General features: G+C 51.9%; 20 protein-coding genes. 16 read left to right on the top strand and 4 right to left on the bottom strand.

What is annotated here, in order from left to right; genetic code table 11:
• Positions 1–65: 65 nt before the first annotated feature.
• From CCY32_RS05175 to CCY32_RS05105, 15 genes are all read left to right on the top strand, one after another.
• Positions 66–602 (top strand): prepilin-type N-terminal cleavage/methylation domain-containing protein, encoded by a 537-nt coding sequence (locus CCY32_RS05175; protein ID WP_088329525.1) that lies wholly within the window; start codon positions 66–68, stop codon positions 600–602.
• A gap of 13 nt (positions 603–615) precedes the next feature.
• Complete coding sequence (locus tag CCY32_RS05170; RefSeq protein WP_088329524.1) at positions 616–1,158, top strand: prepilin-type N-terminal cleavage/methylation domain-containing protein; 543 nt, start codon at positions 616–618, stop codon at positions 1,156–1,158.
• Entirely contained in the window at positions 1,148–1,732 is a 585-nt protein-coding gene (locus CCY32_RS05165; protein ID WP_088329523.1) for a type II secretion system protein, read from the top strand. Before CCY32_RS05170 ends, CCY32_RS05165 begins: the two co-directional genes overlap by 11 nt.
• Complete coding sequence (locus tag CCY32_RS05160) at positions 1,732–2,526, top strand: type II secretion system protein (protein WP_088329522.1); 795 nt, start codon at positions 1,732–1,734, stop codon at positions 2,524–2,526. Before CCY32_RS05165 ends, CCY32_RS05160 begins: the two co-directional genes overlap by 1 nt.
• Complete coding sequence (locus CCY32_RS05155; protein ID WP_088329521.1) at positions 2,516–2,983, top strand: hypothetical protein; 468 nt, start codon at positions 2,516–2,518, stop codon at positions 2,981–2,983. The genes CCY32_RS05160 and CCY32_RS05155 overlap by 11 nt, the downstream gene beginning before the upstream one ends.
• A complete protein-coding gene (locus CCY32_RS05150) occupies positions 2,980–5,652 on the top strand; it encodes a polymer-forming cytoskeletal protein (RefSeq protein ID WP_088329520.1) in 2,673 nt (890 codons plus the stop codon). The genes CCY32_RS05155 and CCY32_RS05150 overlap by 4 nt, the downstream gene beginning before the upstream one ends.
• 427 nt (positions 5,653–6,079) lie before the next feature.
• Positions 6,080–7,123, top strand: a complete 1,044-nt coding sequence (locus tag CCY32_RS05145) for a rod shape-determining protein (protein ID WP_062475200.1) — start codon at positions 6,080–6,082, stop codon at positions 7,121–7,123.
• 80 nt (positions 7,124–7,203) lie between these two features.
• Entirely contained in the window at positions 7,204–8,070 is an 867-nt protein-coding gene (gene mreC, locus CCY32_RS05140) for a rod shape-determining protein MreC (RefSeq protein ID WP_088329519.1), read from the top strand.
• A complete protein-coding gene (gene mreD, locus CCY32_RS05135; protein ID WP_088329518.1) occupies positions 8,063–8,542 on the top strand; it encodes a rod shape-determining protein MreD in 480 nt (159 codons plus the stop codon). The genes mreC and mreD overlap by 8 nt, the downstream gene beginning before the upstream one ends.
• Position 8,543: 1 nt before the next feature.
• Entirely contained in the window at positions 8,544–9,104 is a 561-nt protein-coding gene (locus CCY32_RS05130; protein WP_088329517.1) for a Maf family protein, read from the top strand.
• Positions 9,101–10,567, top strand: coding sequence for a ribonuclease G (rng, locus tag CCY32_RS05125; protein ID WP_088329516.1), 1,467 nt, complete (start codon positions 9,101–9,103; stop codon positions 10,565–10,567). Before CCY32_RS05130 ends, rng begins: the two co-directional genes overlap by 4 nt.
• Positions 10,564–14,385: a YhdP family protein gene (locus CCY32_RS05120; RefSeq protein ID WP_088329515.1), complete on the top strand. Its 3,822-nt coding sequence runs from the start codon at positions 10,564–10,566 to the stop codon at positions 14,383–14,385. Before rng ends, CCY32_RS05120 begins: the two co-directional genes overlap by 4 nt.
• Entirely contained in the window at positions 14,378–15,211 is an 834-nt protein-coding gene (locus CCY32_RS05115) for a carbon-nitrogen hydrolase family protein (protein WP_088329514.1), read from the top strand. The genes CCY32_RS05120 and CCY32_RS05115 overlap by 8 nt, the downstream gene beginning before the upstream one ends.
• Entirely contained in the window at positions 15,195–16,643 is a 1,449-nt protein-coding gene (tldD, locus tag CCY32_RS05110) for a metalloprotease TldD (RefSeq protein WP_088329513.1), read from the top strand. The genes CCY32_RS05115 and tldD overlap by 17 nt, the downstream gene beginning before the upstream one ends.
• A 77-nt stretch (positions 16,644–16,720) precedes the next feature.
• Positions 16,721–18,709: a TonB-dependent receptor gene (locus tag CCY32_RS05105; RefSeq protein WP_141096176.1), complete on the top strand. Its 1,989-nt coding sequence runs from the start codon at positions 16,721–16,723 to the stop codon at positions 18,707–18,709.
• A gap of 68 nt (positions 18,710–18,777) precedes the next feature.
• On the opposite strand, the gene yjgA is transcribed toward CCY32_RS05105, so the two are convergent.
• Positions 18,778–19,293, bottom strand: coding sequence for a ribosome biogenesis factor YjgA (gene yjgA / locus CCY32_RS05100; protein WP_088329511.1), 516 nt, complete (start codon positions 19,291–19,293; stop codon positions 18,778–18,780).
• Between the two features lie 70 nt (positions 19,294–19,363).
• On the opposite strand from yjgA, the gene pmbA reads away from it, so the two are divergent.
• Positions 19,364–20,695, top strand: coding sequence for a metalloprotease PmbA (gene pmbA / locus CCY32_RS05095; RefSeq protein ID WP_088329510.1), 1,332 nt, complete (start codon positions 19,364–19,366; stop codon positions 20,693–20,695).
• A gap of 81 nt (positions 20,696–20,776) precedes the next feature.
• Here pmbA and arcA read toward each other — a convergent pair whose 3' ends face one another.
• The 3 genes from arcA to CCY32_RS05080 all read right to left on the bottom strand — a co-directional run bounded on the left by arcA (position 20,777) and on the right by CCY32_RS05080 (position 23,911).
• Positions 20,777–21,484: a two-component system response regulator ArcA gene (arcA, locus tag CCY32_RS05090; RefSeq protein WP_088329509.1), complete on the bottom strand. Its 708-nt coding sequence runs from the start codon at positions 21,482–21,484 to the stop codon at positions 20,777–20,779.
• A 229-nt stretch (positions 21,485–21,713) separates the two neighbouring features.
• Complete coding sequence (locus CCY32_RS05085) at positions 21,714–22,265, bottom strand: YfiR family protein (protein WP_088329508.1); 552 nt, start codon at positions 22,263–22,265, stop codon at positions 21,714–21,716.
• Positions 22,265–23,911 (bottom strand): ATP-binding protein, encoded by a 1,647-nt coding sequence (locus CCY32_RS05080; RefSeq protein WP_246840534.1) that lies wholly within the window; start codon positions 23,909–23,911, stop codon positions 22,265–22,267. The genes CCY32_RS05085 and CCY32_RS05080 overlap by 1 nt, the downstream gene beginning before the upstream one ends.
• Positions 23,912–23,988: the final 77 nt, after the last annotated feature.

The raw sequence follows: 23,988 nt of genomic DNA, 5'->3' as shown, positions 1-23,988 counted from the left end.
TCAGGATGGAACGCAGCACAATAACAACAAGGGATATCCATTCGTTAACTTAAGGCTAGAACATTATGAAACAGCAAGGTTTTACATTAATCGAACTGATTATCGTGATCGTAATACTGGGTATTCTCGCGGTAACGGCCGCGCCAAAATTTATTGATATTCAGTCCGATGCTACCGCGTCAACCTTACAGGGTGCCAAGGCAGCCATTCAGGGTGGTGCTCAGCTGGTTTATGCCAAATCCGCCATTGCCGGTGAACAGAACAACGCCAATGCTGGTGACGGCGCTACAACGACTACCGATGACGTTATCATTGGTACTGTAAGAGTAGAAACAGAAAACGGTTATCCGGATGCCGATTCCCATGATTCAGCCATGTTAGCCGGCTGGGCTGACCTACCTTCAACTGAGTGGGTGTTTGTGGGTGCCGGTGCTGGTGATGCCGATGAGCCACCAGCTGGCAGTTTTGGTATCCACCCGGTTGGTGCGACTGTAGACTTCACCGCGTCAGGCATTGATGGTGCTAGCTGCCATATCCTTTATACGAATTCTGCTGGTGACGGTGCGGCACCTGCTGTGACGGTTGTAGCAGGTAACTGCTAAAAGACCAAGCAACATGAAATCCGCCGGTTACACCTTATTAGAACTGATTGTGGTGATCACCGTTCTGGGGGTGCTGGCGGTGTCGGCCTACAGCCGTTTTCAGGGTAGCGATGGTGTGGCGGAATACACCTATCAGGCCCGCCTGGTAGGGGCCCTTCGCAACATGCAGACCCGCGCCATGCAGGACACCCGACCAGGGTATTGCTATCAGATTAACTTTGATACGGCTTCGCCGGGCTTTGGTCCTCCCACCATGTCCTACGCCGCGGGCGGCGGTGTCACAGAGCAGTCGCAAAGCTGCACCACCGGTATTGATTTTACAGCCCCCTCCTATCTGCGCACGGACGCCGATGAGATGAGTCAGAACAACGTTGGGCTCAGTGCACTCAGTGGCAGCAGCGCGGTCAGCCATATTGGTTTTGATAGCATGGGCCGTCCGGTGAACAATACCCAACAGCTTATCTGCACCAGTTCCAATGGCTGTCGGATTACCTTCAGTGGCACAGCCAGTGTCAGAGTCTGCGTGGAATCGCAAGGCTATATTCATGCCTGTTAACAGAGCAGCGAAAGGCTTTACACTGGTGGAAATGGTGATCGGCATCATCGTCTTTGGCATTGCGCTGACCCTGATCACCAGTTTACTGTTACCCCAGTCGGGACGCAGTATTGATCCTATCTACCAGGCCAGAGCCACGGAACTGGCACAATCTCTGCTCAACGAAATTTCAGCCAAATCCTTTGATGAAAACTCCGATCGCAGCGGCGGCTCGCTACGTTGCGGGGAAGATATGAACGGCGATGGCAGCGTCGAATCCTGCTCCATGCCCGCAGCACTGGGACTGGATAGCACCGAAAGTTGCAGCGACCGAGACAGCTTTGATGATGTGGATGATTACTTTTGTATCAGCAATCAGGATGCTGTAACCCTGCTCGATACCCCTGACAGGCCCATGAATAGCTCATTGCAGCCCCTTTATCAGGGATTCCTGGTCAGCGTCAGTGGCTTCTATGATAGTGACCTCAATGGCACAGATGATGGCAGCATCAGTCAGCTTAAGCTGATTCGGGTCAGCGTCACGACACCCAATGACGAGACCCTTGAGTTTGCCACTTACCGGGGCAACTACTGATGATTCGCCGTGGCTTTACCCTGATAGAACTGGTCACGGTCATTGTTATCCTGTCCATCGTGTCTGTCGGCATCTTCAGTTTTGTGGGTGTGGGTACCCGAATTTATGTGGATGTTACCGAGCGGGATCAGATATTAAGTGAAGCCCGTTTTGTGATTGAACGGCTCAACAGAGAGCTACGCAATGCGGTACCCAATAGCATCCGCATCTCGGATAATTACCGCTGTATCGAGTTTGCCCCTATCGCCTGGAGCAGCTTTTATGAGGATGTAGCGGTCGCCCCACAGACCGCGTCTGATGAGATCACGGTGGCAGATTTAAGCGGCTACCAGAGACAAATCAACGACAGAGTCATCATCTATCCCCTGCAGCCGGATCATATCTACCTGGGCTCAGATAGTCACAATGTCGCGCCAGATGCCAATCCGGTCTCCGGCAACGTGTTGCGGCTCACTTCAGCCCACCAGTTTGCCGCCGACAGTCCCGCCCAGCGTTTATACATTGGCCGGACACCGGTCAGTTATTGTCTGCTGGCCAATAACCGACTGACACGCCATACCGGTTATGCTTACCGGGACGTTCAATCAGAAAGCCCAACTAATGCCGGTATAGGCCGGGGGGTACTCATGGCACAATACGTTATTAATGATCCGCTGGATGCCAATGACAGGCCATTCAGGCTTGAATCTGCTACGCTGAACAGGAATGCTCTGGTGCAATTGCAGCTCCGGTTTGAGCTCAACGAAGAGTTAGTGGTATTTAACAACGAAGTCCATTTGCCTAATGTTCCCTAAAACCCGCTCCTTTGCTTATCAACACAACCAGCGTGGCAGCATGCTGATCATCAGTCTGTTTGTGATTGTGGTGATGGCATTACTGGTACTGACCCTGAACCGGCTGCTGTCTGCCTCCAGCGACACCCTGATTTTCGAGGTATACGGCCTGCGCGCCCACCAGGCGGCAAAGACCGGACTGGAAGTCAAACTCGGTGAGGTGTTTCCGCTATGCCCACCCGGCTCAGTGAATCAGGTATGTGTGGATGGCAGTAAAAATGAACCCAATGCCTGCGACGCGACGACCCAGCTATCTCTGACCACGGGCGGACTGCAGGGTTGTAGTGTTAACAGCAGTTGCACTGCCACCGTGACCGCCGGTACTGCTTATTATGAAGTGACCAGCACCGCCACCTGCGAAGCCGGCGACATCGTCACATCGCGAACCGTGACACTCAATGCCAGGGCTGCACCATGATGAGACGCTGGGTTATTCCGCTAGCCATTGGTTTATGGGGCCTTTCATTCACCTTGCATGCTGAAGATTACAGTCTTCCGGCACAAACTGCTTCCCTGCCGGGTAGTTGCAGTCTTAGTGGTAGCACCATTACCTGTAACGGTAACCTGCAGTTCACTAAAGAGACCCGTGTTTTCATTACCTCTCCTCTTACTCTGGTGATAACGGGCGATTTCACCATGCAAAAGGAGTTTGAAGCCAATGTCGGTGGCAATGCAGCCAGTCTGACCATAGATGCCAGAAGCAATGTCAATATCAGTAAAGAAGCCGTAATCAATGCCAACATGTTAGTAGCCGGCTCTGTCAATATTAATAAAGACACGAACTATAATGGTGACCTGACGATTTCCGGCAACTTATCCCTAGCCAAAGATAGCGAGATCAATGGCGATATCATCGCGGCAAGTATCAATCTGGATAAGGACTCCGTCATCAACGGCAATATCACCGCCGCAACCCTCAATATTGGTAATAATACGATCATCAACGGTAATGTTAACGTTACCGGAAGCCTGAACAATAATGGCACCATTACCGGCTATGTTAATGCGCCCTGTGGCGCCACAGAGTCCTGCAATGGCGACATTCAGGGAGTGCAATGTGATGAGAACAGCAATGTGGGCCCCTGCTCGGGCAGTAGTCCCGGCATTGACCATTTTCGCCTGATCCACAGCACCACCGCCCTGACCTGCGAGCGCTACAATGTTAACGTGATAGCTTGTCAGAATGCAGATTGTTCTATCCAATACGCCTTTTCCGGTAGCGTTAATGTTGCCGAAACCAGTAGCGGTTTTAACGCGGTGACCGCCAGCTTCAGCAATGCCAGTCAGTCTCAGGTCAGCCTCAGTATTCCGGTCACAGGCAATTATACCCTGACAACAAGCAATGCAACGCCAGAGACGCCAGCTAACCCCACGCAATGTCCCGGTGGCTGTGCTGTTACAGCCACCGATACCGCATTGCGATTCAGCGGTGAATCAACCCAGAGCTCGGGGAGTAACTTTGTACTGGGTTTACAGGCAATTCGCACCGACAGCGAAACCGGCGCCTGCGCCAGCGCCCTTAGCGATAACCATCCGGTGACATTCACCCTGGACTGTATCGACCCCGGTAGTTGCAGTAATACCGTCACCCACCCACAGGCCGTTATGACCGTTAATGGTCAACCTGTATCTGATAGCGGAGACAGCGTAGAAGTCGATTTTGGTAGCGATGGACAGGCGAATCTCTCGGTGGCTTATGGTGATGCCGGACAGATCCGCCTCAGCGCAGCGACAACCAGCAATGAGACTGGCGCAACATTGAGCGGTGACTCCCTGCCCTTTGCTGTCGTGCCCACACAATTGATCCTGAGTCATGGCGCCTCCTCTCCCCAGATCGCCGGCGATGCCTTTGCATTGACGGTCGAAGCCCGGGGCAACCACAATCAGGCAACCCCCAATTATCAGCCCGGTGACTTACAGATTCGTCTGATTAAAGACATTCCCGATGGCGAAGGCATGCAGGGCTTACTGGATATCAGCGGCACCGGCACATTCAGTCAGGACAGTCCCGGTATCTTCACGGATCTGGATGAGGCTGCCTTGAGTTTTAGTAGCGGCATAAGCAGTGTACAGGCGACGCTATCAGAAGTGGGTACTTACAACCTATCTCTCATCGATAGCAACTATTTTTCAGCCAGTATCACTTCTAACAACCTCAGCCTGGGCCGATTTATTCCCGCCTATTTTGCTGTTACGGCTAACGTTCCCGCATTGCTCGACACCTGTACCGAGGTTAGCTCCTTCAGTTATATGGGTGAGGCAATTGGCTTTGATGAGACCAACCAACTGCAACCGGCGATTCGCATAGAAGCCCGTAACCAGCAGGACCAGGTTACAAATAACTATGCCAACAGCTTATGGCGCCTCGGTGGCTGGGATATTCCTGCACAGCTCAGTTACAGTGACAGCAGCTACGCCGAGACACTGACTGCCAACACCGGAGCGCAACAACTGACTCAACTGGAACTGGACAGTTACGATGGCGTAGGTGTGTATCGCATCGACAATGCCACTCTCACGTACGATAAAGGGACAACGCCTTTGGCACCCCTGACGCCGTCACTGGATCTTATCATCAGTGAGGGGGCGCTCACGGATGCCGACGGCGTCTGTTTCAGAACCTCCGCTGACGACCCTTGCCTGGCCTTCACGCTCGGCGATATCAATGGCGCGAATCTGCGCTACGGGCGCGCGAACCTGACCAATGCTTATGGTCAGGAAACCGAACCTCTGCCGCTCCCCCTGATAGTGGAATATTATGATGGCAGCGACTGGCTGCGTAATAGCGATGATAATTGCACCAGCTATAATGCCAGTGGCTTACAACTGACCACCAGCCTCACCACAACGGCGTCCGGTGATGGTGTGGTGACCGGCGGACGCCCCCTTGTCCCCATGCAGGGCTTTGTACTCAGTGCCAGTGGAGAAATGGGTGAAGTCAGTGTCGAATGGCTGGATGCACCTCAGTGGCTGCAATTTGATTGGCAGGGCGATGGTATGGCACTTTCTCCCCCTACTTCGGTGGCGACTTTTGGGCAATATCGGGGCAACGACCGTATCATTCACTGGCGTGAAATCTTTGAGTAACTCACAGGTTTTTAGTGAATAGCTGTCAGTCGTCAGAAAAAGCATGATAATTTACCGCAAATGTGGGGTTTTGTTTTGCTGACTGAAAGCTGATGACTGCGGACTGATAACTTATTGAGTCCTGTGTGTCATTCGTGCCTCTGTGGTTAATTTCTTTTGCTTACTTTCAGGAATTCTGGTTTTGCAGGGAATGATATGGTGATTCTGTTGTCTGAATCTGACCATTGTGCCTGAAGCGAAAAGACAGATTTTCTGACTTTGGTCAGAAAAATCTGACCAAAGGCAAAAAAATCTACTTTTTAGTGTTTTTTTATACCTAAGTCGCCACTGTCAACTTGTGCAGTGGCTGGGGCATTGGTAAAGTTAAGCCAGTTTCAGTTATACCCTGTTTTATTCAAAATAGGGACTTTAAGGACCAGGTCAGTTCATGTTCAAAAAGCTTCGCGGAATGTTTTCCAATGACTTATCTATCGACCTGGGGACAGCCAATACACTGATTTATGTGAAGGATCAGGGCATCGTGCTCAATGAACCTTCCGTGGTTGCCATTCGCCAGGAGCGAGCCGGTGGACCAAAAAGTGTCGCAGCAGTAGGCACCGAAGCAAAGCGCATGCTGGGCCGTACCCCGGGCAACATCAAGGCTATCCGACCAATGAAAGACGGTGTGATTGCCGACTTTTATGTCACAGAAAAAATGTTGCAGTACTTTATCAAACAGGTACACGACAATAACTTCCTGCGTCCCAGCCCCAGAGTGCTGGTGTGCGTGCCCTGTGGTTCCACCCAGGTAGAGCGCCGGGCCATCAGGGAATCCGCACTGGGTGCCGGTGCCCGGGAAGTGTTTCTGATTGATGAACCCATGGCGGCGGCTATTGGTTCAGGACTACCGGTATCAGAAGCCACAGGGTCAATGGTGGTGGATATTGGTGGTGGTACCACCGAGGTGGCGATTATCTCACTTAACGGCGTCGTCTATTCTTCTTCCGTACGCATTGGTGGTGATAAATTTGATGAAGCCATCATCAACTACATCCGCCGCAACTTTGGCTCACTGATTGGTGAGGCCACTGCCGAGCGCATCAAACACGAAATCGGCGCGGCCTATCCGGGCGAGGAAGTCAGAGAAATTGAAGTCCGTGGTCGTAACCTTGCCGAAGGGGTTCCAAGAAGCTTCACCCTCAATTCCAATGAGATTCTGGAGGCCCTGCAGGAGCCACTGACCGGAATCGTTTCTGCAGTCATGGTAGCACTGGAGCAATCACCACCAGAACTGGCCTCTGATATTTCTGAGCGCGGTATGGTGCTCACCGGCGGCGGTGCATTGCTTAAAGATCTTGATCGTCTGCTGATGGAAGAAACCGGTATTCCAGTGGTTATCGCCGATGATCCACTGACCTGTGTTGCCCGTGGTGGTGGCAAAGCGCTGGAGATGATCGATATGCACGGCGGCGACCTGTTCAGTTACGAATAAGTTGGACAATCAGGCGATGAATCCATTCAGGAGCACGTTCGGTAAGGACTCGCTCTGTATTCAGAGCCTGGTTGTTTAGTATGGATACGATCTTTGCCCGAGGCCCCTCTCTGCTGAGCCGGCTAATTCTGGCCAGCCTGCTGTCATTGCTGTTGATTATTCTTGATCACAGGCTGGATAGCTTCAGTACTATCCGGCTCTATCTCAATTCGTTGGTCAGTCCGCTCCAGTATATGGCCAATTTACCCGGGCAAATGCTCAATCAGGCCTCCAGCGCAGTGACAACGCAGCGGGAATTGCTGGAGCAAAATGCCCGACTGACTCGTCAGAATATTCTCATGAGTGAGGAAATCCAGCGCTTCAATCTGCTTAAGAAAGAAAATGACAGACTCCGCAGCCTGCTTGGATCACCGGTTCGCCCCGGTGTGCGCAAAGTTGTCGCCGAGCTTATGGCCGTTGATAACAACCCCTACAGCCATCAGATTGTGATCAACAAGGGCACCATTCACGGTGTTTACGAAGGCCAGCCAGTGTTAGATGACAAAGGCATTGTGGGGCAGGTGATGCAGGTGGGCACTACGACCAGTCGGGTGCTGCTGATTGCCGATGTGACCCATGGTGTGCCGGTCAGGGTTGTACGCAATGATGTGCGTATGGTGGCCTCCGGTTCAGGGCAGCTTTCCCGCCTGAGCGTCAATCATGTACCCCACAGTACTGATATTGAAGTGGGCGATGTGCTGGTGTCTTCCGGTTTGGGCGATGTGTTTCCGGAGGGCTATCCAGTGGGAGAAGTGACCACAGTCGTGCGCGATGAGACTCGGCCTTTTGCTGTTGTCAGAGCCAAGCCTGCAGCTCAGCTCGACAGACTCAAACATTTACTGCTGCTATGGCCAAAGGATGCGCCCAGTGAACCGGTTGCCACTGAGGAGCAAAGAAAGGATGTTTAGTCTGCGCAACTACACCATTTCCATCAGCCTGCTGGTTGCTCTGATGCTGCAAATCATGCCCATGCCGATTGTTGCCGACCCGTTCAGACCTGACTGGGTGTTACTGGTACTGGCTTACTGGACGCTGGCATTGCCGCAACGGGTCAATGTGGGGGTGGCTTTTATCAATGGCCTGTTACTGGATCTGCTGTTGGGTACCGCTTTGGGTATCCATAGTTTTGCGCTGAGCCTGGTGATTTTTATTCTGGCCGCCAATTACCAGCGCCTGCGTAACTACTCGGTATGGCAGCAAGCCTTTATGGTAGGTCTGCTGACTTCACTCTATCACCTGGTAATTTTCTGGTTGCAGCATCTGCTCACCGATATCTATTTTATGTTTAATTACTTGTGGCCGGTATTAACCACCATGCTCTTCTGGCCATGGTGTTTTCTGATACTGCGTAAAGTCCGTCGCCAACTGAAGGTAAACTGACATGTTAATTCTTGCATCTGGATCACCACGGCGCGCTGAATTGCTAAAGCAGTTACAGGTTGAGTTTCGTCAGCTTCCTCTGGACGTGGACGAAAGCCAGCTCAAACAGGAAGACCCGGTTGATTATGTGGTGCGACTGGCACGCAAGAAAGCACAGGCAGGCAGACAACAAGCCGGCCATGTAGATCCGGTATTGGGCGCTGACACGGTGGTCGTTTGTCAGGGGCAGATGATGGGCAAGCCCGCGAATAAGACCGAGTTTACACAGATGTTCCGCCTGCTCAGTGGCGCTACGCATCAGGTGATGACCGCCGTCGCCCTGCATACCGACACGGGTTTGCAACATCGGCTGGTTATTACCCAGGTCAGTTTTAAAGTTCTCAGCAATGAAGAGATTGACTGGTACTGGCAGACCGGCGAGCCCAAAGACAAGGCAGGCGGCTATGGAATACAGGGACTGGCTGGGCGATTTGTTACACACATCAAGGGCAGTTACAGCGCCGTTGTCGGGCTACCGCTGTATGAAACCTGCGAATTGCTGAAGGAAAATCAGGTGTTATGAGTGCAGAACTGCTGATCAATGTAACCCCCTCAGAATCCAGAGTGGCCCTGATCGAAAACGGTATCCTGCAGGAAGTCCATGTGGAGCGCCATACCAAGCGTGGGCTGGTGGGCAATATTTACCGTGGCAAAATCAGCCGGGTGCTGCCGGGTATGCAAGCAGCCTTTGTAGATATCGGCCTGGAAAAAGCCGCCTTTTTACATGCCTCGGATATTGTCATCCACAATGAAGTCATCGATGAAGTAACAGAGAACCACCTCGTTCGGCAGGATATCCGCGATTTGGTGCGCGATGGCCAGGACATTGTGGTACAGGTAGTCAAAGATCCCATAGGGACAAAGGGCGCCCGCCTCACCACCGATATCACCCTGCCCTCACGCTATCTGGTGTTTATGCCAAGCGTTTCCCACGTTGGTGTCTCTCAGCGCATCGAAGATGAGCAGGAAAGAGAGCGGCTGAAAACCCTGGTACAGGAGTTTTGTGACGACGACGGGGGCTTTATTCTGCGCACCGCCGCAGAGGGTGCCAAAGAGGATGAGCTGTCTCAGGATGCTCAGTTTCTGCGCCGTTTGTGGAATAAAGTCAAATCCCGTATGAAGGCACGTAAAACCCATGTGTTGTACGAGGACTTGCCCCTTGCCAGGCGTGTGTTGCGGGATTTTGTCGGCACAGAGCTGGATAAGATCCGTATAGATTCGAAACTGGTCTTCAATGAGCTGGTGGACTTTACCAAAGAATACGTACCCGGTTTACACAGTCTGCTCGAACTGTATCAGGGCGAGCGTCCTATTTTTGACCTTTTCGATGTGGAAAATGAGGTACAGCGTGCGCTGGAACGACGGGTAGATCTTAAATCCGGTGGCTACCTGATCATCGATCAGACTGAAGCCATGACCACCATCGACATCAACACCGGTGCCTTTGTGGGCCATCGCAACCTCGAAGAGACCATCTTTAATACCAATATTGAAGCGACGCTGGCCATCGCAAGACAGCTGCGATTACGTAATCTGGGTGGCATGATTATCATCGACTTCATCGACATGACAGATGCCGATCATCAGCGGCGGGTACTGCACAGCCTGGAGATGGCAACCAGTAAAGATCGCGCAAAAATCAATATTCATGGCTTCACGGCCTTAGGTCTCATTGAGATGACCCGCAAAAGAACCCGCGAAAGTCTGGAACATATTCTCTGTGGTGAGTGTCCAGTATGTAAGGGCCGCGGCTCAATGAAGACCGTTGAAACCGTCTGTTTTGAGATCATGCGCGAGATTGTGCGCGTCAACCGGGCCTACGATGCCGATAAATTTGTGGTGTATGCCGCCCCAGCCGTAGCAGACGCCCTGATGGAAGAAGAGTCACACATGCTTGCCGAGCTTGAGCTGTTTGTCAGCAAACAAATCAAAATTCAGACAGAACCCTTGTACCATCAGGACAAGTACGACGTGGTGATGATGTGACCAGTACCGCGTCCCGTCCTGCCATTTTTTATCTTTCCTGGACATTAAGAAAACTCTGGACCCTCAGTGCGATTGTCTTACTGAGTCTGGCGGTGCTACTGAGTCTGTTGAGACTGGCCCTGCCGCATATGGATGACTATAAGCACTGGCTGGAACGTTATATCAGCGAAGAATATGGCGCCAATCTGCAAATTGGCAGCATCAGCGCCACCTGGAAGGGCTCAGGTCCGGCAATTGTATTGCAGGACATTGCCCTGAACAATCAACTGGATTCCCCCATTCAGCTCAACATTGAAGAAACTCAGATTGAACTGGATTTCTGGTCCAGCCTGCTCAACAGACGAGTGCAATCGCAACGTTTTAACCTCAACCGCCTGACCCTCGCACTGGATATTCCGAGGCTTGAGGCCGGCAGCTCCGATTATCCGGTTATTGATGCCCTCAAAGAACTGTTTCTGGAACAACTACATCGTTTCTCGGTCAATGACAGTGAGCTTTTTCTGGCGACTGACCGTCAACGTCAGCAAGTGCATATTGAACAACTGAGCTGGTTAAACAAAGACAATCAGCATCAGGGCGTGGGCCTGATGCGCGTGGCAGAACTGACGCGCAATTCAACCCGCTTTATTCTGGATCTGGAGGGCGGCAGGGACGACCTCAGTGGCACCTTCTATGCTGATGCAAAAGATCTGGATATTTCTCCGTGGGTAGAACAGGTCAACCCCAGTGACAAGCAGTTGGTTTTTGCTCGCGTCAACATGACATTCTGGGCAGATATTTACGACGCAAAGCCCACGTCGCTGCAGGTTGATATCAATGACAGCCGCTTTCGCTGGCAGGACCAGGAGTCGCTGGACGTGCAGCTTCTGGGTGGCACATTGCACGCAAGCCCTGTGGACAGAGACTGGCATTTTGCCCTGGATAACCTGCAACTGCAGTTGAATCAGGACACGCCCATTCTTATTAATCTTGCGGGTAAGCACACCTCGACTGATGCACTTGAAGTGCACTCGGAAGATCTGCAGCTGGCATCATTAATGCCACTGAGCGCACTGCTTATGCCCTCTGACGACTATGCCGCACTCACCAGACTCGCCCCACAGGCGCAGCTCTCTGACATTCACGCTACGATTGATGGTCATCGTAACCTGGCACTGACCCTGGCGTTTGAGGACTTCAGCACCCACCAGAGTCCGCTTATTCCTGGCCTGAGCAATGTGGACGGGCGTCTGGACTGGCATCATAACCAGGGACGATTACATTTTGATGGTGCCAGCGGTGTCCTCAACAGCGAGCTGTTACTCGGTAATAACCTGGATTACGACGGATTTTACGGGGATATATATTTTACCCTTGCGCAGCAACAACTGGATATTGTGGCGCCCAAAATACGCTTTGAGAGCGACAAGCTGAACGTCACTCAGGCACTGGCGTTTCATTCGCACAACAACAGCCTGAGCCTGCTGACTGAGATTGATGAAATGGCGGTGGCAGACGCCCGGCATTATTTTCCCGGCGACTTAATGGGACAACAGACCCAGTCTTATCTTGAACGGTCACTCGTCTCAGGCCAGATAGAGGGGGCCACGCTATTGTGGCATGGACCGGTCAGCGCCTTTCCCTTTAGCAACAATGACGGCATATTTCAGGCCAGTGTCAGTATTGCGGACAGCGAATTTGATTTCGATGCGAACTGGCCTTCTCTGACTGAGCTGGATATGCAGTTATTGTTCGAAAATGAACGCCTCACCATGACCAGCGAATCCGGCAAGCTACAGGATCTGCAAATAGGCCAGATCAACGCCGTCATCCCCAGGCTCGTCAGTTCTGCCACCTTGTCTATCGACATTGACACCCAAGCGCAGGGCCGCGATGTCGCAGCGCTGATGAACAATAGCCAGATGGCTGATTCGTTGGGCAAAGTCCTTGAGCAAATCCGTATCGAGGGTGAGTTGAGTACGCGCATGAACCTTAGTATTCCCCTTACCGGCAAAGAGGTTGTAGCCAGCGGTCAGGTCAGTTTTGCCAACAACCCCGTGTATATTGAAAATCTTGAACTCAGTGTGGAGGATCTCACGGGGGAGCTGACCTTTAATAATGACCAGATTGCTGCCAGAGATTTAACCGCCAGGCTGTTTGAACACCCGGTCGATATCACATTGGAAGGTCAGCAAAAGGCGCAGCACTATCGCTCAGACATTGAGCTAAAAGGCGACTGGGATATTCGCGCGTTACTCAATAGGCAGGGCAATTCACTGGCCGATTATGTGGAGGGCAGCACGAAATGGCAGGCTGATCTGGCGCTTATACTGCCGCCTGAGGGATACCAGTACGAGTTTTATCTACGTTCCGACATGGCAGGGTTTGCCTCGGCGCTACCGGATCCCTTTGCCAAGCCCGCAGAGCAGGAGAAACCTCTGATCATTGATGTAGAGGGAGACGAGCTGGTTTCCAACGTGCGCGTTCTTTTTGGTGACAGGGTCAGGTTTAATGGCCTGTTGCCTCACAAAGAGATGCGCTTTTCCCGGGCTCATCTGGCACTGGGCGACAGCAGCTTTACCGGCATGGGAACAGGCTTTAGTGTGTCTGCCAATTTACCCTTTATTGACGCGCAAAAAATCATCGACAGCATCAACGCACTGATCGGATCGATGGGCGAATCGGGCCACAGTCCGTTGGGGTTGCCAGAGCGAATCTTCATTAACGCTGAGCGAATGAATCTATATGGTGGCGAATTTGACAGGGTCGAGATCAATGTCAAGCATACCGACCTGGCCTGGCTTGCCAGTGTTAACTCCAGTCAGAGTCGCGCCGACATAGAAATCAGCCACGATTGGCGCGGGCGGGGCGTGAGAGTCGAAGCCGACTACCTCAATTTACCCGCCTGGCAGCAGCAAGAAGGACTGGCACTGCGCGACAGTAAAGAATTGCCACCCATTGAAGTCAACTGCCAGCGCTGCAACTATGCCGGCCACGATCTGGGACAAGTTCGCCTTAAACTGGTTCCTGCCCGTCATGGCATGCAGATTCAAACTCTGGATGTTAAGCGCAACGATGACAGACTCAGTGCCAGCGGCGACTGGTTTATCAGCCCTGAGCAGAGCCGCACTCAGCTTGCCGGAAAATTTGAGTCTGAAGACTTTGGCGGTCTGATCAGAGATTTTGGCTTTGATGCCGGGGTTCGTGACTCGTCCGCCCGCATGGACTTCGACTTATCCTGGCAACAGGCACCCTTTAATTTCAACTTTGCCACCATCAATGGTGATGTGGACTGGGAGTTAGGTGACGGCTATCTGACTGAGGTGAGCGACAAAGGCGCGCGCATCTTCAGTATTCTCAGTCTGGAATCCCTGATCCGCAAACTCACTCTGGATTTTCGGGATGTCTTTGCCAAGGGCTTTTTCTATGATCAGATGAGTGGTACCTTTCAGATCGAAGACGGTTTAGTGAGTACAGAAGACACCATGATAGACGGCTCAGCGGGCAAAATGACCCTGGCCGGTTATACTGATCTGAATACTCAGGCCATTAACTATAATATTGGCTTCACACCCAAAGTCACATCCAGTCTGCCGGTGATCCTTGCCTGGATGATCAATACACCCGCAGCCATTGCTGCGCTGGCTATTGATGAGGTGTTAACCTCCGCCAAAGTCATCTCCAATATCAAGTATTCACTTACCGGCACCCTGGATAAACCCGTACTTGAGGAGCTTGGCCGGGACAGTCGGGAAATCCAGTTACCCGCAAAGACTCAGCCAGAGCCCCAGAGTAACGGGTCACTGGACAACAGCAAAGAGGAGGCAATTAATGGCTAATTTAGTCGCATTGCAAATGATCTCCACACCCGAGCCACAGCAAAACCTGCAACAGGTGGATCGATTGCTGGCGAATCTGGATGTCAGTGAGCCCACCCTGGTGGTGTTACCAGAGTGCTTTGCCTGTTTCGGCGGCAGTGATAAACGTCAGCTTGAACTCGCCGAGCAACCCGGTGCAGGCCCGATCCAGTCAGCCCTGGCCAGCATGGCCAAACAATACGGGGTATGGCTGGTAGCGGGCACTATGCCCCTAAGGTCGCAAAGGGATCCAAATAAGTTTACAGCTTCGAACTTACTCTTTAACCCCGCAGGCGAACAGGTCGCCGAATATCAGAAAATTCATTTATTTGACGTACAGGTGGATGACAACACACGCAGTTATAAAGAGTCGGCCACCACCGAAGCGGGGAAAAATGTCGTGGTCGTCGACACCCCCTTCGGGCGTTTAGGACTGGCAGTCTGTTATGATCTGCGTTTTCCCGGCTTATTTCAGGCCATGGATGACGTGGATGTACTGACTTTACCGTCAGCCTTCACGCAGGTCACAGGACAGGCGCACTGGATGCCTTTATTGCAGGCCAGAGCCATCGAAAAACAATGCTATATGGTAGCCGCCAATCAGGGCGGAGAACACGAGAATGGTCGCCAGACTTACGGCCACTCAGTGATTCTCTCGCCCTGGGGCGAAGTGCTGAACATGATCCGAAAGGGTGAGGGCATCATTCAGGCCCCTGTAGATGAAAAAGCGCTACAGAAAATCCGTGCCAATATGCCCGTACGCCAACACAACCAATTCAGGAGTTATTCGATTGAACCAACAGGTTGAAACTAACTTACTCCATGCCTCTGACTTGCAGGCCAGTGATCTGCAACAGGCTCTGGGAGTAATCTATGCGCACAATAATGACTTCGCCGATCTGTATTTTCAGTCCAGTCACCATGAAAGCTGGGTGTTAGAAGACGGCATCATCAAAGACGGCAGCTACAATATTGAGCGTGGCGTCGGCGTGCGAGCCGTGAGTGGGGAAAAAACCGGTTTTGCCTACTCGGATGAAATTTCCAAATCCGCGTTGTTGCAGGCCTGTAAAGCAACCCGCAATATCGCCAGTGTCGGCGGACAGCATCAGGTTGCCGCCTTTCACACACAGCACTCTGACAGTCAGTCACTGTACCGGGCCTTTAATCCATTGAGCGACCTGAGCGAACAGGACAAGGTGTCGATGTTACGCAATCTCGATGAACATGTACGTAAGCTGGAGCCAAATATCAGTCAGGTGATCGTAAGTCTGACCGGCGTCTATGAAGAGATTCTGGTGGCATCCACGGATGGCACCTACAGCACCGATGTGCGGCCTCTGGTGCGCCTGAATTGTTCCGTATTGATGGAAAAAGACGGGCGCCGGGAGCGCGGCAGTGCCGGTATGGGTGGCCGTTATGGTTATGGCTGGTTACTGGAGCTGGATCAGGGGCAGCCAAGATACCACCAGCTGGCCGACGAGGCACTGCATATGGCCAGAGTTAATATGATGGCAGTGGATGCGCCTGCGGGCACCATGCCGGTGGTATTAGGAAATGGCTGGCCTGGAGTGCTCTTACACGAAGCCGTAGGACATGGCCTTGAGGGTGATTTTAACCGTAAAGGCAGCTCCGCATTCAGCGGCCGCATTGGCGAACAGGTCGCCGCCAAAGGGGTGACTGTAGTGGATGATGGAACACTCCAGCAACGCCGGGGTTCATTGAATATGGATGACGAAGGTACCCCAACCCGGGCCAATGTGCTTATAGAAGATGGTGTGCTCAAGGGCTATATGCAGGACAAGCTCAATGCCCGGCTGATGGGCGTATCCGCAACAGGCAACGGACGCCGGGAATCTTACGCACACCTTCCCATGCCACGAATGACCAACACATATATGTTAAGCGGGAAGTATGAGCCTGAGGAAATTATTGCCAGTATCGACAAAGGATTGTACGCGCCCAATTTTGGGGGCGGTCAGGTCGACATTACATCGGGTAAATTCGTCTTTTCCACGTCTGAAGCCTACCTGATTGAAAAAGGCAAAATCACCACCCCGGTCAAAGGCGCCACATTAATTGGTAACGGGCCCGAAGTGATGCGCCAGGTGTCCATGATTGGCAACGATATGGCGTTGGATAAGGGCGTGGGTGTATGCGGTAAAGATGGCCAGAGCGTGCCTGTCGGTGTTGGCCAGCCCACACTGCGGGTCGATCAACTGACGGTGGGGGGCACCGCCTGATGCAATTAGACTTCATTATTTATCGGATATAGCGCTACACTGACAGCAATGTTGCCGCACATCAGGCCGAAATTTTCGTGAAGTGGATACTTGTGAAGCGCCGAAATCTGAGACTGCACCTTGGCATAAGCCTTATGTTTGCCGGGCTTTCCTGCGCCCTGGCACAAACAGCGCCACAAACGCAGGGGGGGCTTTTTGAACTCAGTCTGGACGAACTGATGCAGGTCTCTGTGGCAACAGGCGACAAAGAAGCCATTGCACTGACGCCAGCGGTGGTGTCCAGCCTGGATTACCAGCAAATGCGCGCCCTGGGCCTGGAAAAAATTGAAGATGCGCTGTCCTTTCTGCCCGGCATTAATCTGCAAAAAACCGCCATCGGTACCACCACTATCGGCGTGCGGGGGCTGGTGGAGCCTTTCAATCAGAAAGTGCTGTTCATGCTGGATAACGTGCCCTACTGGCAGCCTGCCCATGGTGACAATGCATTGCTGGGCATCCCATTGTCCGCCATCGACAGAATAGAAGTGATTCGCGGCCCTGGCGCCGTGATCTATGGCACCAATGCCTCTGCCGGGGTTATCAATATCATTACCCGCAAGGACTATAAAAAAGAAGTTGAGGTCACACTGGGCTCGCAACAGCGCAGAAATCTGCAGGGTTACGGCCAATTTATGCTGACAGATGAACTGAGCCTGCGCCTCTCAGCACAAATCTACAACGAAGACGGCTTTAGTGGTGTATATACCAATCGTCCACAGCCCCCATTCTTTCCTTCTACACCGCCCCGCGATGCCCAATTCAGACGCGGACAAGACCAGCAGAGCCTGCTGCTACAACTGAATTGGCGTGACGTGTCACTGAGCTACCATAGCTTTGAGACCACCACACAGGGACTGGCAGGGCCTGCTGCCAGTACCAATGAAAGCGAATTGATCGATCGGGGAGATTTACTTGCGCTGAACTATCAGTATCAGACAGAAGCAGGAGCGCTGGAGCTCTACACCGATTACAACCGCTTCTTCCTTGAGATCCCCAATGAAAATCTGTTTGGTGGCCGCGAATTTGGTACCCAGAATTTTACCGATGGAAATGACAACATCCGCGTCAGAGTGGGTGCCAACTGGCGCCAGCCCTTTACAGAGCAGATTGACTGGCTGATAGGGGTGGAGAGTGAGCGTCGTGAGACCGGCGAGTACCTGCAAACCGATCGCAATCAGCACGTTCGGGTTAAGGCCCTGCCCCATATCCATGTGAATGAGTCATCGGTGTTCACACAGTTTGATTATGCCAGTGGAGACTGGCGCTGGATGGTGGGCGCTCGTTATGTGAACAATGACAATGCTGGCAGCAAGATCCTGCCCAGACTCTCTCTGGTCAAACGCCTGAGTGCCAGCTCTTCGTTAAAATTTCTGTATGCCAGTGGCTACAACGCCCCTAATTTGTTTCAACTTTATATCAATATCCCACCAGGGGTGGTGCTGGGCTCGGAAGATCTGAGCGCGGAGACGGTAGACTCCTATGAGCTGGCATACACACACCAGACTGCCAGCCAATTACTGGTGGTAAACCTGTTCTATCTCAACGCCGAAGACTTTATCCAGCGTGTCAGTAACGCCAGAGGAACCTCGGCCCAATACTTTAACAGCGAAAATTTCAGCCGCCGTGGCATAGAGTTGGATTGGCATGGCCAATGGGACAAAGTGATGCTGCAAGGGAATATCAGCTATCAACCCGACGTGGGGGAGCAAAGAAGCGGCGATCTTAGCGCTCATTTCATGCCCAGGTGGAACCTTTCAGCAGGCATCAACTATCAAATGGATGAAAACAGCAGTGTCGGTGTATCCTGGCGCTATCTTTCAGATCGCACTGTGGCCTCTGACAGCCATTTACTCAATGCCAGTTACCAGTACCAGTATGAGCGCCATCATATCAGGCTGAGTGCAGAAAACCTGCTTGCAGAGCAGTTGGAATATGCAGATGTTCAGGATTTTGTTACCGACCGGGTCATTCCCGGCAACGATGGCAGTCGCCTGCTGTCCGTGAGTTACGGATATCGCTTTTTCTAGCGTAATTTAGCCAGGTTTTTTGTCAGCGTCCAGGCACTGCAAGCGCAGTGCACAGGTAACCAGGGTAATTATCTCTCGTCCAGCTCACTTTTCAGGTACTGGAACAGCTCGCGGGACGATTTTGGCGGCTTATTGGCCGCTTTTTCTTTGTTGGCCTGACGACTCAATTGCCGCAGTTTCTGTCTTTCCAGCATTGGATGCTCGCTCATAAGCTGATCAATCACCTCATCCCCCTGAGCAATAATGTCATCACGCAGTTGCTCCAGCTGATGATGCTGCCGGACCAGTTGTTGATGCTTATTTTCCAACACCGCCAGTGCCTCACGAATTGGCTCGACGTCAGTATTGCGCATGATTTTACCGATGAGCTGCAGCTGCCGCCGAAAGCCTTCCTTTTTCCGATTAATGCGTCTGGCCAGCATCACGGCCTCATTCAGCTCGGGCGACATGGGGATCTTATCCAGTGCGCCCTGGCCTAAGTCTACCAGCTTAACGCCCAGCTGCTGTAGCTCATGCATCTCGTTCTTGAGTTGCGTTTTACTTTTGGGTTCAAAGTCCGCTTCGTCCTGCCACATTTCAGTCATCGATTCATCTTTAATGTTACACTGTGCCCATATAATTAAGATTGTAACACTAAGGCAGCAGTTCCAGTATATGAATCCGAATCAGACACTGACAGAGATCCAAAACGTCGTCGACGACACCCTCACCCTGGCGAAAAAGCTCGGTGCTTCTCAGGCCGAAGCCAGTATGAGTAAAGTGCAGGGCATCGCCGTATCCTCGCGCCTGCAACAGATCGAAACCCTGGAATTCACCAATGACGGGGGACTGGGGATCAGTGTCTATGTGGGTCGGCGTAAGGGTAGCGCATCTACGGCCGATCTCAGCCCTCAGGCACTCAAGATGACAGTGGAAAAAGCCATTGAAATCGCCCGCTATACCAGCGAGGACCCCTATTCAGGGCTTGCCGACGCACAGCTTATCGCCCGTGATATTCCCGATTTGGACCTCTATCACCCCCAGGAACTGGATGCAGAAGCCGGTATTCGTTATGCCATAGAAGCAGAGCAGGCTGCCTTCGAAGCAGACAGCAGAATCGTCAACTCAGACGGTGCCTCCTACAATGCCAACCTGGGCGTGAAAGTCTATGGCAACACTCACGGTATTAATGCCGGCTATCCCAGCAGCCGCTACAGCCTCAGTTGTGTGCTGATCGGCAAGCAGGGGGATGACATGCAACGGGACTATGCCTACAGTCTCAGCCGCCAACCCGACAAGCTGAGCAGCCCGCGTGAAGTGGGTCTGGAAGCCGCCAAAACTACTCTCTCCCGTTTAGGCGGCCGCAAAGCAAAAACCGCGAAAGTTCCGGTGCTGTTTCACCACGAAATTGCATCCAGTCTGTTTGGCCATTTTGTCTCTGCCATCAGTGGTGGCAGTCTGTACCGCAAGTCTTCATTTCTGTTGGATAAACTCAGTCAGCAAGTGATGCCGCAATGGCTCAACATTCATGAACGTCCTCATATTCCGCGCGGATTAGCCAGCTCGCCTTTTGATGCAGAAGGTGTGCAAACCCGGAATATGGATATCGTGGAAAAAGGGGTATTACAGCATTACCTATTGACCAGCTATTCAGCCAGAAAGATGAATATGACCACTAACGGTCATGCTGGCGGCATACATAATTGGCTGGTCAGTAACAGTGGTCACGACTATGAACAGTTACTGAAGGAAATGGGTACCGGGCTGCTGGTCACCGAGCTAATGGGTCAGGGCGTGAATATCGTTAACGGCGATTATTCAAGAGGCGCCGCAGGTTTCTGGGTAGAAAACGGGGTCATTCAATATCCCGTGCATGAAGTGACCATCGCGGGCAATCTAGCCAGCATGCTGATGAACATTCGCGCAATCGGCACAGACACAGAAACCCGGGGGGCAGTACAAAGCGGTTCAGTGCTGGTGGACGGAATGCAGATAGCAGGGGAGTAGAGTATCTGTTGAGGTGAGAGGAGGAAAGAGTGAGGAAATCATCTCTCTCCTCACACCTTACACCTTACACCTTACACAAAATCAGGCATCCACTTCGCCGCAGAAGCGATAACCCTCACCATGTATGGTCACAATAAGTTCTTCGGCACTGGGCTCTGACTCAAAGTGTTTGCGTATACGACGAATGGTGACATCCACCGTCCGGTCATTGGGGCGCAATTCACGTCCTGTCATTTCCATGATCAGTTGCTCACGGGTGAGGATTTTGCCCGGGTGACGCAGGAATAAGTGCAGCGCACGGAATTCACTGCGCGGTAAACGGAACTCTTTACCTGATGGCGAGATCAGACTGCGACTGTCGCTGTCGAGCACCCAACCATTAAAGCTCACTTTGTTAGGCAGATCATCGTCTTCACTGCTGTTCAGTGTGCGGGACAGCAGATTCCGTGCTCTGATCGTCAGCTCTCTGGGATTAAAAGGCTTGGTAAGATAATCATCAGCGCCGATTTCCAGCCCGAGGATGCGATCGACGTCGTTATCTCTGCCGGTCAGAAAAATCAGGCCGACATTTTTACGGTCACGGACTTCTCTGGCCAGAATAAGACCATTTTTACCAGGCAGGTTGATGTCCATAATCACCAGATTAATGCTGTGATTGGCGAAAATATCATGCATTTCCTCGCCATTTTCAGCTTCATACACCTGATATCCTTCTGCCTCGAACAGGCTGGTCAGGGTTGTTCTGGTCACTACCTCATCTTCGACTATCAGGATGTTTGGGGTCTGCATCTTCTCAATTCCACGGGTTGTTATACTCAGTCTCTGGCATAAAGTGTACCAGAATATACGCTTTGTACGTAGCCCATGCGCGCGATACTGATAAAACCGTCACTTATAGGCCAATCAGGCGTGCGGGCTTTCACATTCGGGGGGATGCTGATAAACCGCTTTTCAGTCATGCTTCCCGCCGCACCAGCGATGGTTAAACGCGCTGGCGCAGGCTGTTGGACGATGCGGGTCAGCGAAAGTTCACCCGCTTTAACAGGGCCGAGCTGAACTTCAATTGAGTATTCTGATAAGCCTCACGATTGAAGAATATTTTCATTTTTGAGGGCAGCGGGTATATGGCCATCATTCCGCCATGTTCAATGAACCCAGGGCTCTCTCCCACAGAGATCGTATGCTGATTCAGTTGTTCCAGCAACGCATACACCTCATCACTTTCCTGCTCTTCTCCGATAAACAACAGATGGCAGGGCTGCTCGTCGTCCACCTTGGGGATATCACTGATGTCGCTCAGCGTGTATAGGGATATATCCCGGCCGTTGACCTTTTTACCGGTTGCCTGGCGAAATATCTGTGCATGGGGGAAGTCCTCACCCTCAAAAAAACAAAACCGTAAGGGTCCTGTCTGCACGGCGGCCTCAGAAAACTGTGTATAGCCGACGATATATAACAGAAAAGGCGCCCGCAGCTGTTCAGAGGTAAAGCCAATGGCCGAAGCCGAAAAAGCGCCCATCAGCGCCAGGCCCCAAACAATACGTTTAAAGATACTGTATAGCGGCGGCATTACTGATTCCTCGCTCGCGCCGCAGAGCTTTCCACTTTCCTCACCGGAAAGAGAATTTCGAAGGAGACACCATGTCCTTCTTCACTGCTGACCGTGATCGAACCATCCAGCGCCTGTGTGACCAGGTTAAATGCCAGGTGCATGCCCAGTCCACTGCCTCCCTGACCACGCTTAGTGGTCACGAAGGGATCAAAAATCCGTTTACACAGATGTTCAGGAATGCCCTTACCGTTGTCTTTATAGTCAATGTGCAGCTTGTCGTTACCCTGCATCCTGACAATGATGTCGATGCGCCCCTTCTCGATAAACTCAAAACCATGAATCAACGAGTTCATGATCAGATTAATAATCACCTGATTGATGGGGCCGGCTTTGCTCTCAATCACCAGATCCGGATCGCAATCGATATTGATTTCATGGCTGACTTTCTTGAGCCTTGGACGCAGCGACATCAGAATTTCATCCAGCAACTGGGTGAAACTGAAGACCCGCGTATTCTCGCTGCTCTGATCCACAGCAACCTGCTTGAAGCTGGATATCAACTCGGCCGCACGATTAAGATTACGGTAAATAATATTGAGGTTTTCCTCCCCTTCATTGAGGAAGCGCTCCAGCGCACTGGCCTTGAGTGTCTTGTTTTTGAAGTCATGTTGCAGCTGACTGAGCCTGTCCAGCATCATGGTAGATGCCGTCACACCCAAACCGATTGGCGTATTGACCTCGTGAGCGACCCCGGCGACCATGTCGCCCAGTGAGGCCATCTTCTCGTTCTGTACAATCTGACGCTGGAACTGATGCAACTTCTCCAGAGTCTGAATCAGTTCTTTGTTAGCTTCTTTAAGGGCCGTGGTACGTTGACTGACCTTCTCTTCCAGACTCAGGTTAAGACGGCGATGCTCTTCTTCTGCTTCTTCCTGTCGCTGAATATGCTGCTGTATTTTTTCCAGCATGCCGTTGAAGGCTTCAGCAAGAATGTCCAGTTCGCGCAGACTGGAGTCATTGGCCCGGTTAGAGTAGTCCTTCTGACTGGAAATCTGTTGTACCAGATATACCAGTTCCTCTATGGGACGAGTGATAATCTTTTGCAGCCTCAGGGTGAGCAGGAAGCTGAGCACCAGCGCAAGCAGCAACACAGAAAGGGTGATCATCACGGTGTTGAGGGTCAGCTGATTAAGCGGCTCGGTACTGGCCCTGACATACACATAGCCCACATGGTTTCCATCCAGACGGATAGGCGTGATGAGTTCCAGTCCATCGGGCCCAAACCTGGGTTCCGCCAGTTCATTGATTCGTTCAAACATGGCCCGCACTGGCGCCTGCCCGGTTTTGTTATAACTGGCAAAAAACTCCGGTTCATTAGCGGGATTGAGTTTATACAGATGCACATTGTTGATGACCGTCGCTGCACCGAGGGCTTCAAGACTCTTTTCTTCTGTGGCAATGTCGTTAAACACGATACCGCTGGCGGCGTTGTGGCTGATGATTTTGGCAAAGGTGGCGACTTCAGTCTGCATTTCCTCTTTTGCATTGGTGATCTGCATAAATAAGGAAATGGTTGAGGCAATAATCAGCACGATAGTCGTAATAGACATTACGACCCAGATAAACAGGTTCTTAATCGACAATGTGCGTTTGGGTGCTGACATAATCAGAATGCTGTTCTTTCACCTGGTTACCGCTAAGCTTATCACCATATTGATACAATCTTGCCGAAAATGACAAC

This window comes from Lacimicrobium sp. SS2-24, from assembly GCF_002201535.1.
Lineage (GTDB): Bacteria > Pseudomonadota > Gammaproteobacteria > Enterobacterales > Alteromonadaceae > Lacimicrobium.
This window is presented reverse-complemented; position numbering and strand designations above follow the sequence as displayed.

What these genes read in the sequence shown, in the direction of transcription:
- yjgA (WP_088329511.1), bottom strand. Translation starts at nt 19,293, where the DNA reads ATGACTGAAATGTGGCAGGACGAAGCGGACTTTGAACCCAAAAGTAAA.
- CCY32_RS05165 (WP_088329523.1), top strand. Translation starts at nt 1,148, where the DNA reads ATGCCTGTTAACAGAGCAGCGAAAGGCTTTACACTGGTGGAAATGGTG.
- CCY32_RS05160 (WP_088329522.1), top strand. Translation starts at nt 1,732, where the DNA reads ATGATTCGCCGTGGCTTTACCCTGATAGAACTGGTCACGGTCATTGTT.
- CCY32_RS05150 (WP_088329520.1), top strand. Translation starts at nt 2,980, where the DNA reads ATGATGAGACGCTGGGTTATTCCGCTAGCCATTGGTTTATGGGGCCTT.
- arcA (WP_088329509.1), bottom strand. Translation starts at nt 21,484, where the DNA reads ATGCAGACCCCAAACATCCTGATAGTCGAAGATGAGGTAGTGACCAGA.
- CCY32_RS05115 (WP_088329514.1), top strand. Translation starts at nt 14,378, where the DNA reads ATGGCTAATTTAGTCGCATTGCAAATGATCTCCACACCCGAGCCACAG.
- CCY32_RS05175 (WP_088329525.1), top strand. Translation starts at nt 66, where the DNA reads ATGAAACAGCAAGGTTTTACATTAATCGAACTGATTATCGTGATCGTA.
- mreC (WP_088329519.1), top strand. Translation starts at nt 7,204, where the DNA reads ATGGATACGATCTTTGCCCGAGGCCCCTCTCTGCTGAGCCGGCTAATT.
- CCY32_RS05130 (WP_088329517.1), top strand. Translation starts at nt 8,544, where the DNA reads ATGTTAATTCTTGCATCTGGATCACCACGGCGCGCTGAATTGCTAAAG.
- CCY32_RS05155 (WP_088329521.1), top strand. Translation starts at nt 2,516, where the DNA reads ATGTTCCCTAAAACCCGCTCCTTTGCTTATCAACACAACCAGCGTGGC.
- CCY32_RS05145 (WP_062475200.1), top strand. Translation starts at nt 6,080, where the DNA reads ATGTTCAAAAAGCTTCGCGGAATGTTTTCCAATGACTTATCTATCGAC.
- rng (WP_088329516.1), top strand. Translation starts at nt 9,101, where the DNA reads ATGAGTGCAGAACTGCTGATCAATGTAACCCCCTCAGAATCCAGAGTG.
- CCY32_RS05085 (WP_088329508.1), bottom strand. Translation starts at nt 22,265, where the DNA reads ATGCCGCCGCTATACAGTATCTTTAAACGTATTGTTTGGGGCCTGGCG.
- CCY32_RS05080 (WP_246840534.1), bottom strand. Translation starts at nt 23,911, where the DNA reads ATGTCAGCACCCAAACGCACATTGTCGATTAAGAACCTGTTTATCTGG.
- CCY32_RS05170 (WP_088329524.1), top strand. Translation starts at nt 616, where the DNA reads ATGAAATCCGCCGGTTACACCTTATTAGAACTGATTGTGGTGATCACC.
- pmbA (WP_088329510.1), top strand. Translation starts at nt 19,364, where the DNA reads ATGAATCCGAATCAGACACTGACAGAGATCCAAAACGTCGTCGACGAC.
- mreD (WP_088329518.1), top strand. Translation starts at nt 8,063, where the DNA reads ATGTTTAGTCTGCGCAACTACACCATTTCCATCAGCCTGCTGGTTGCT.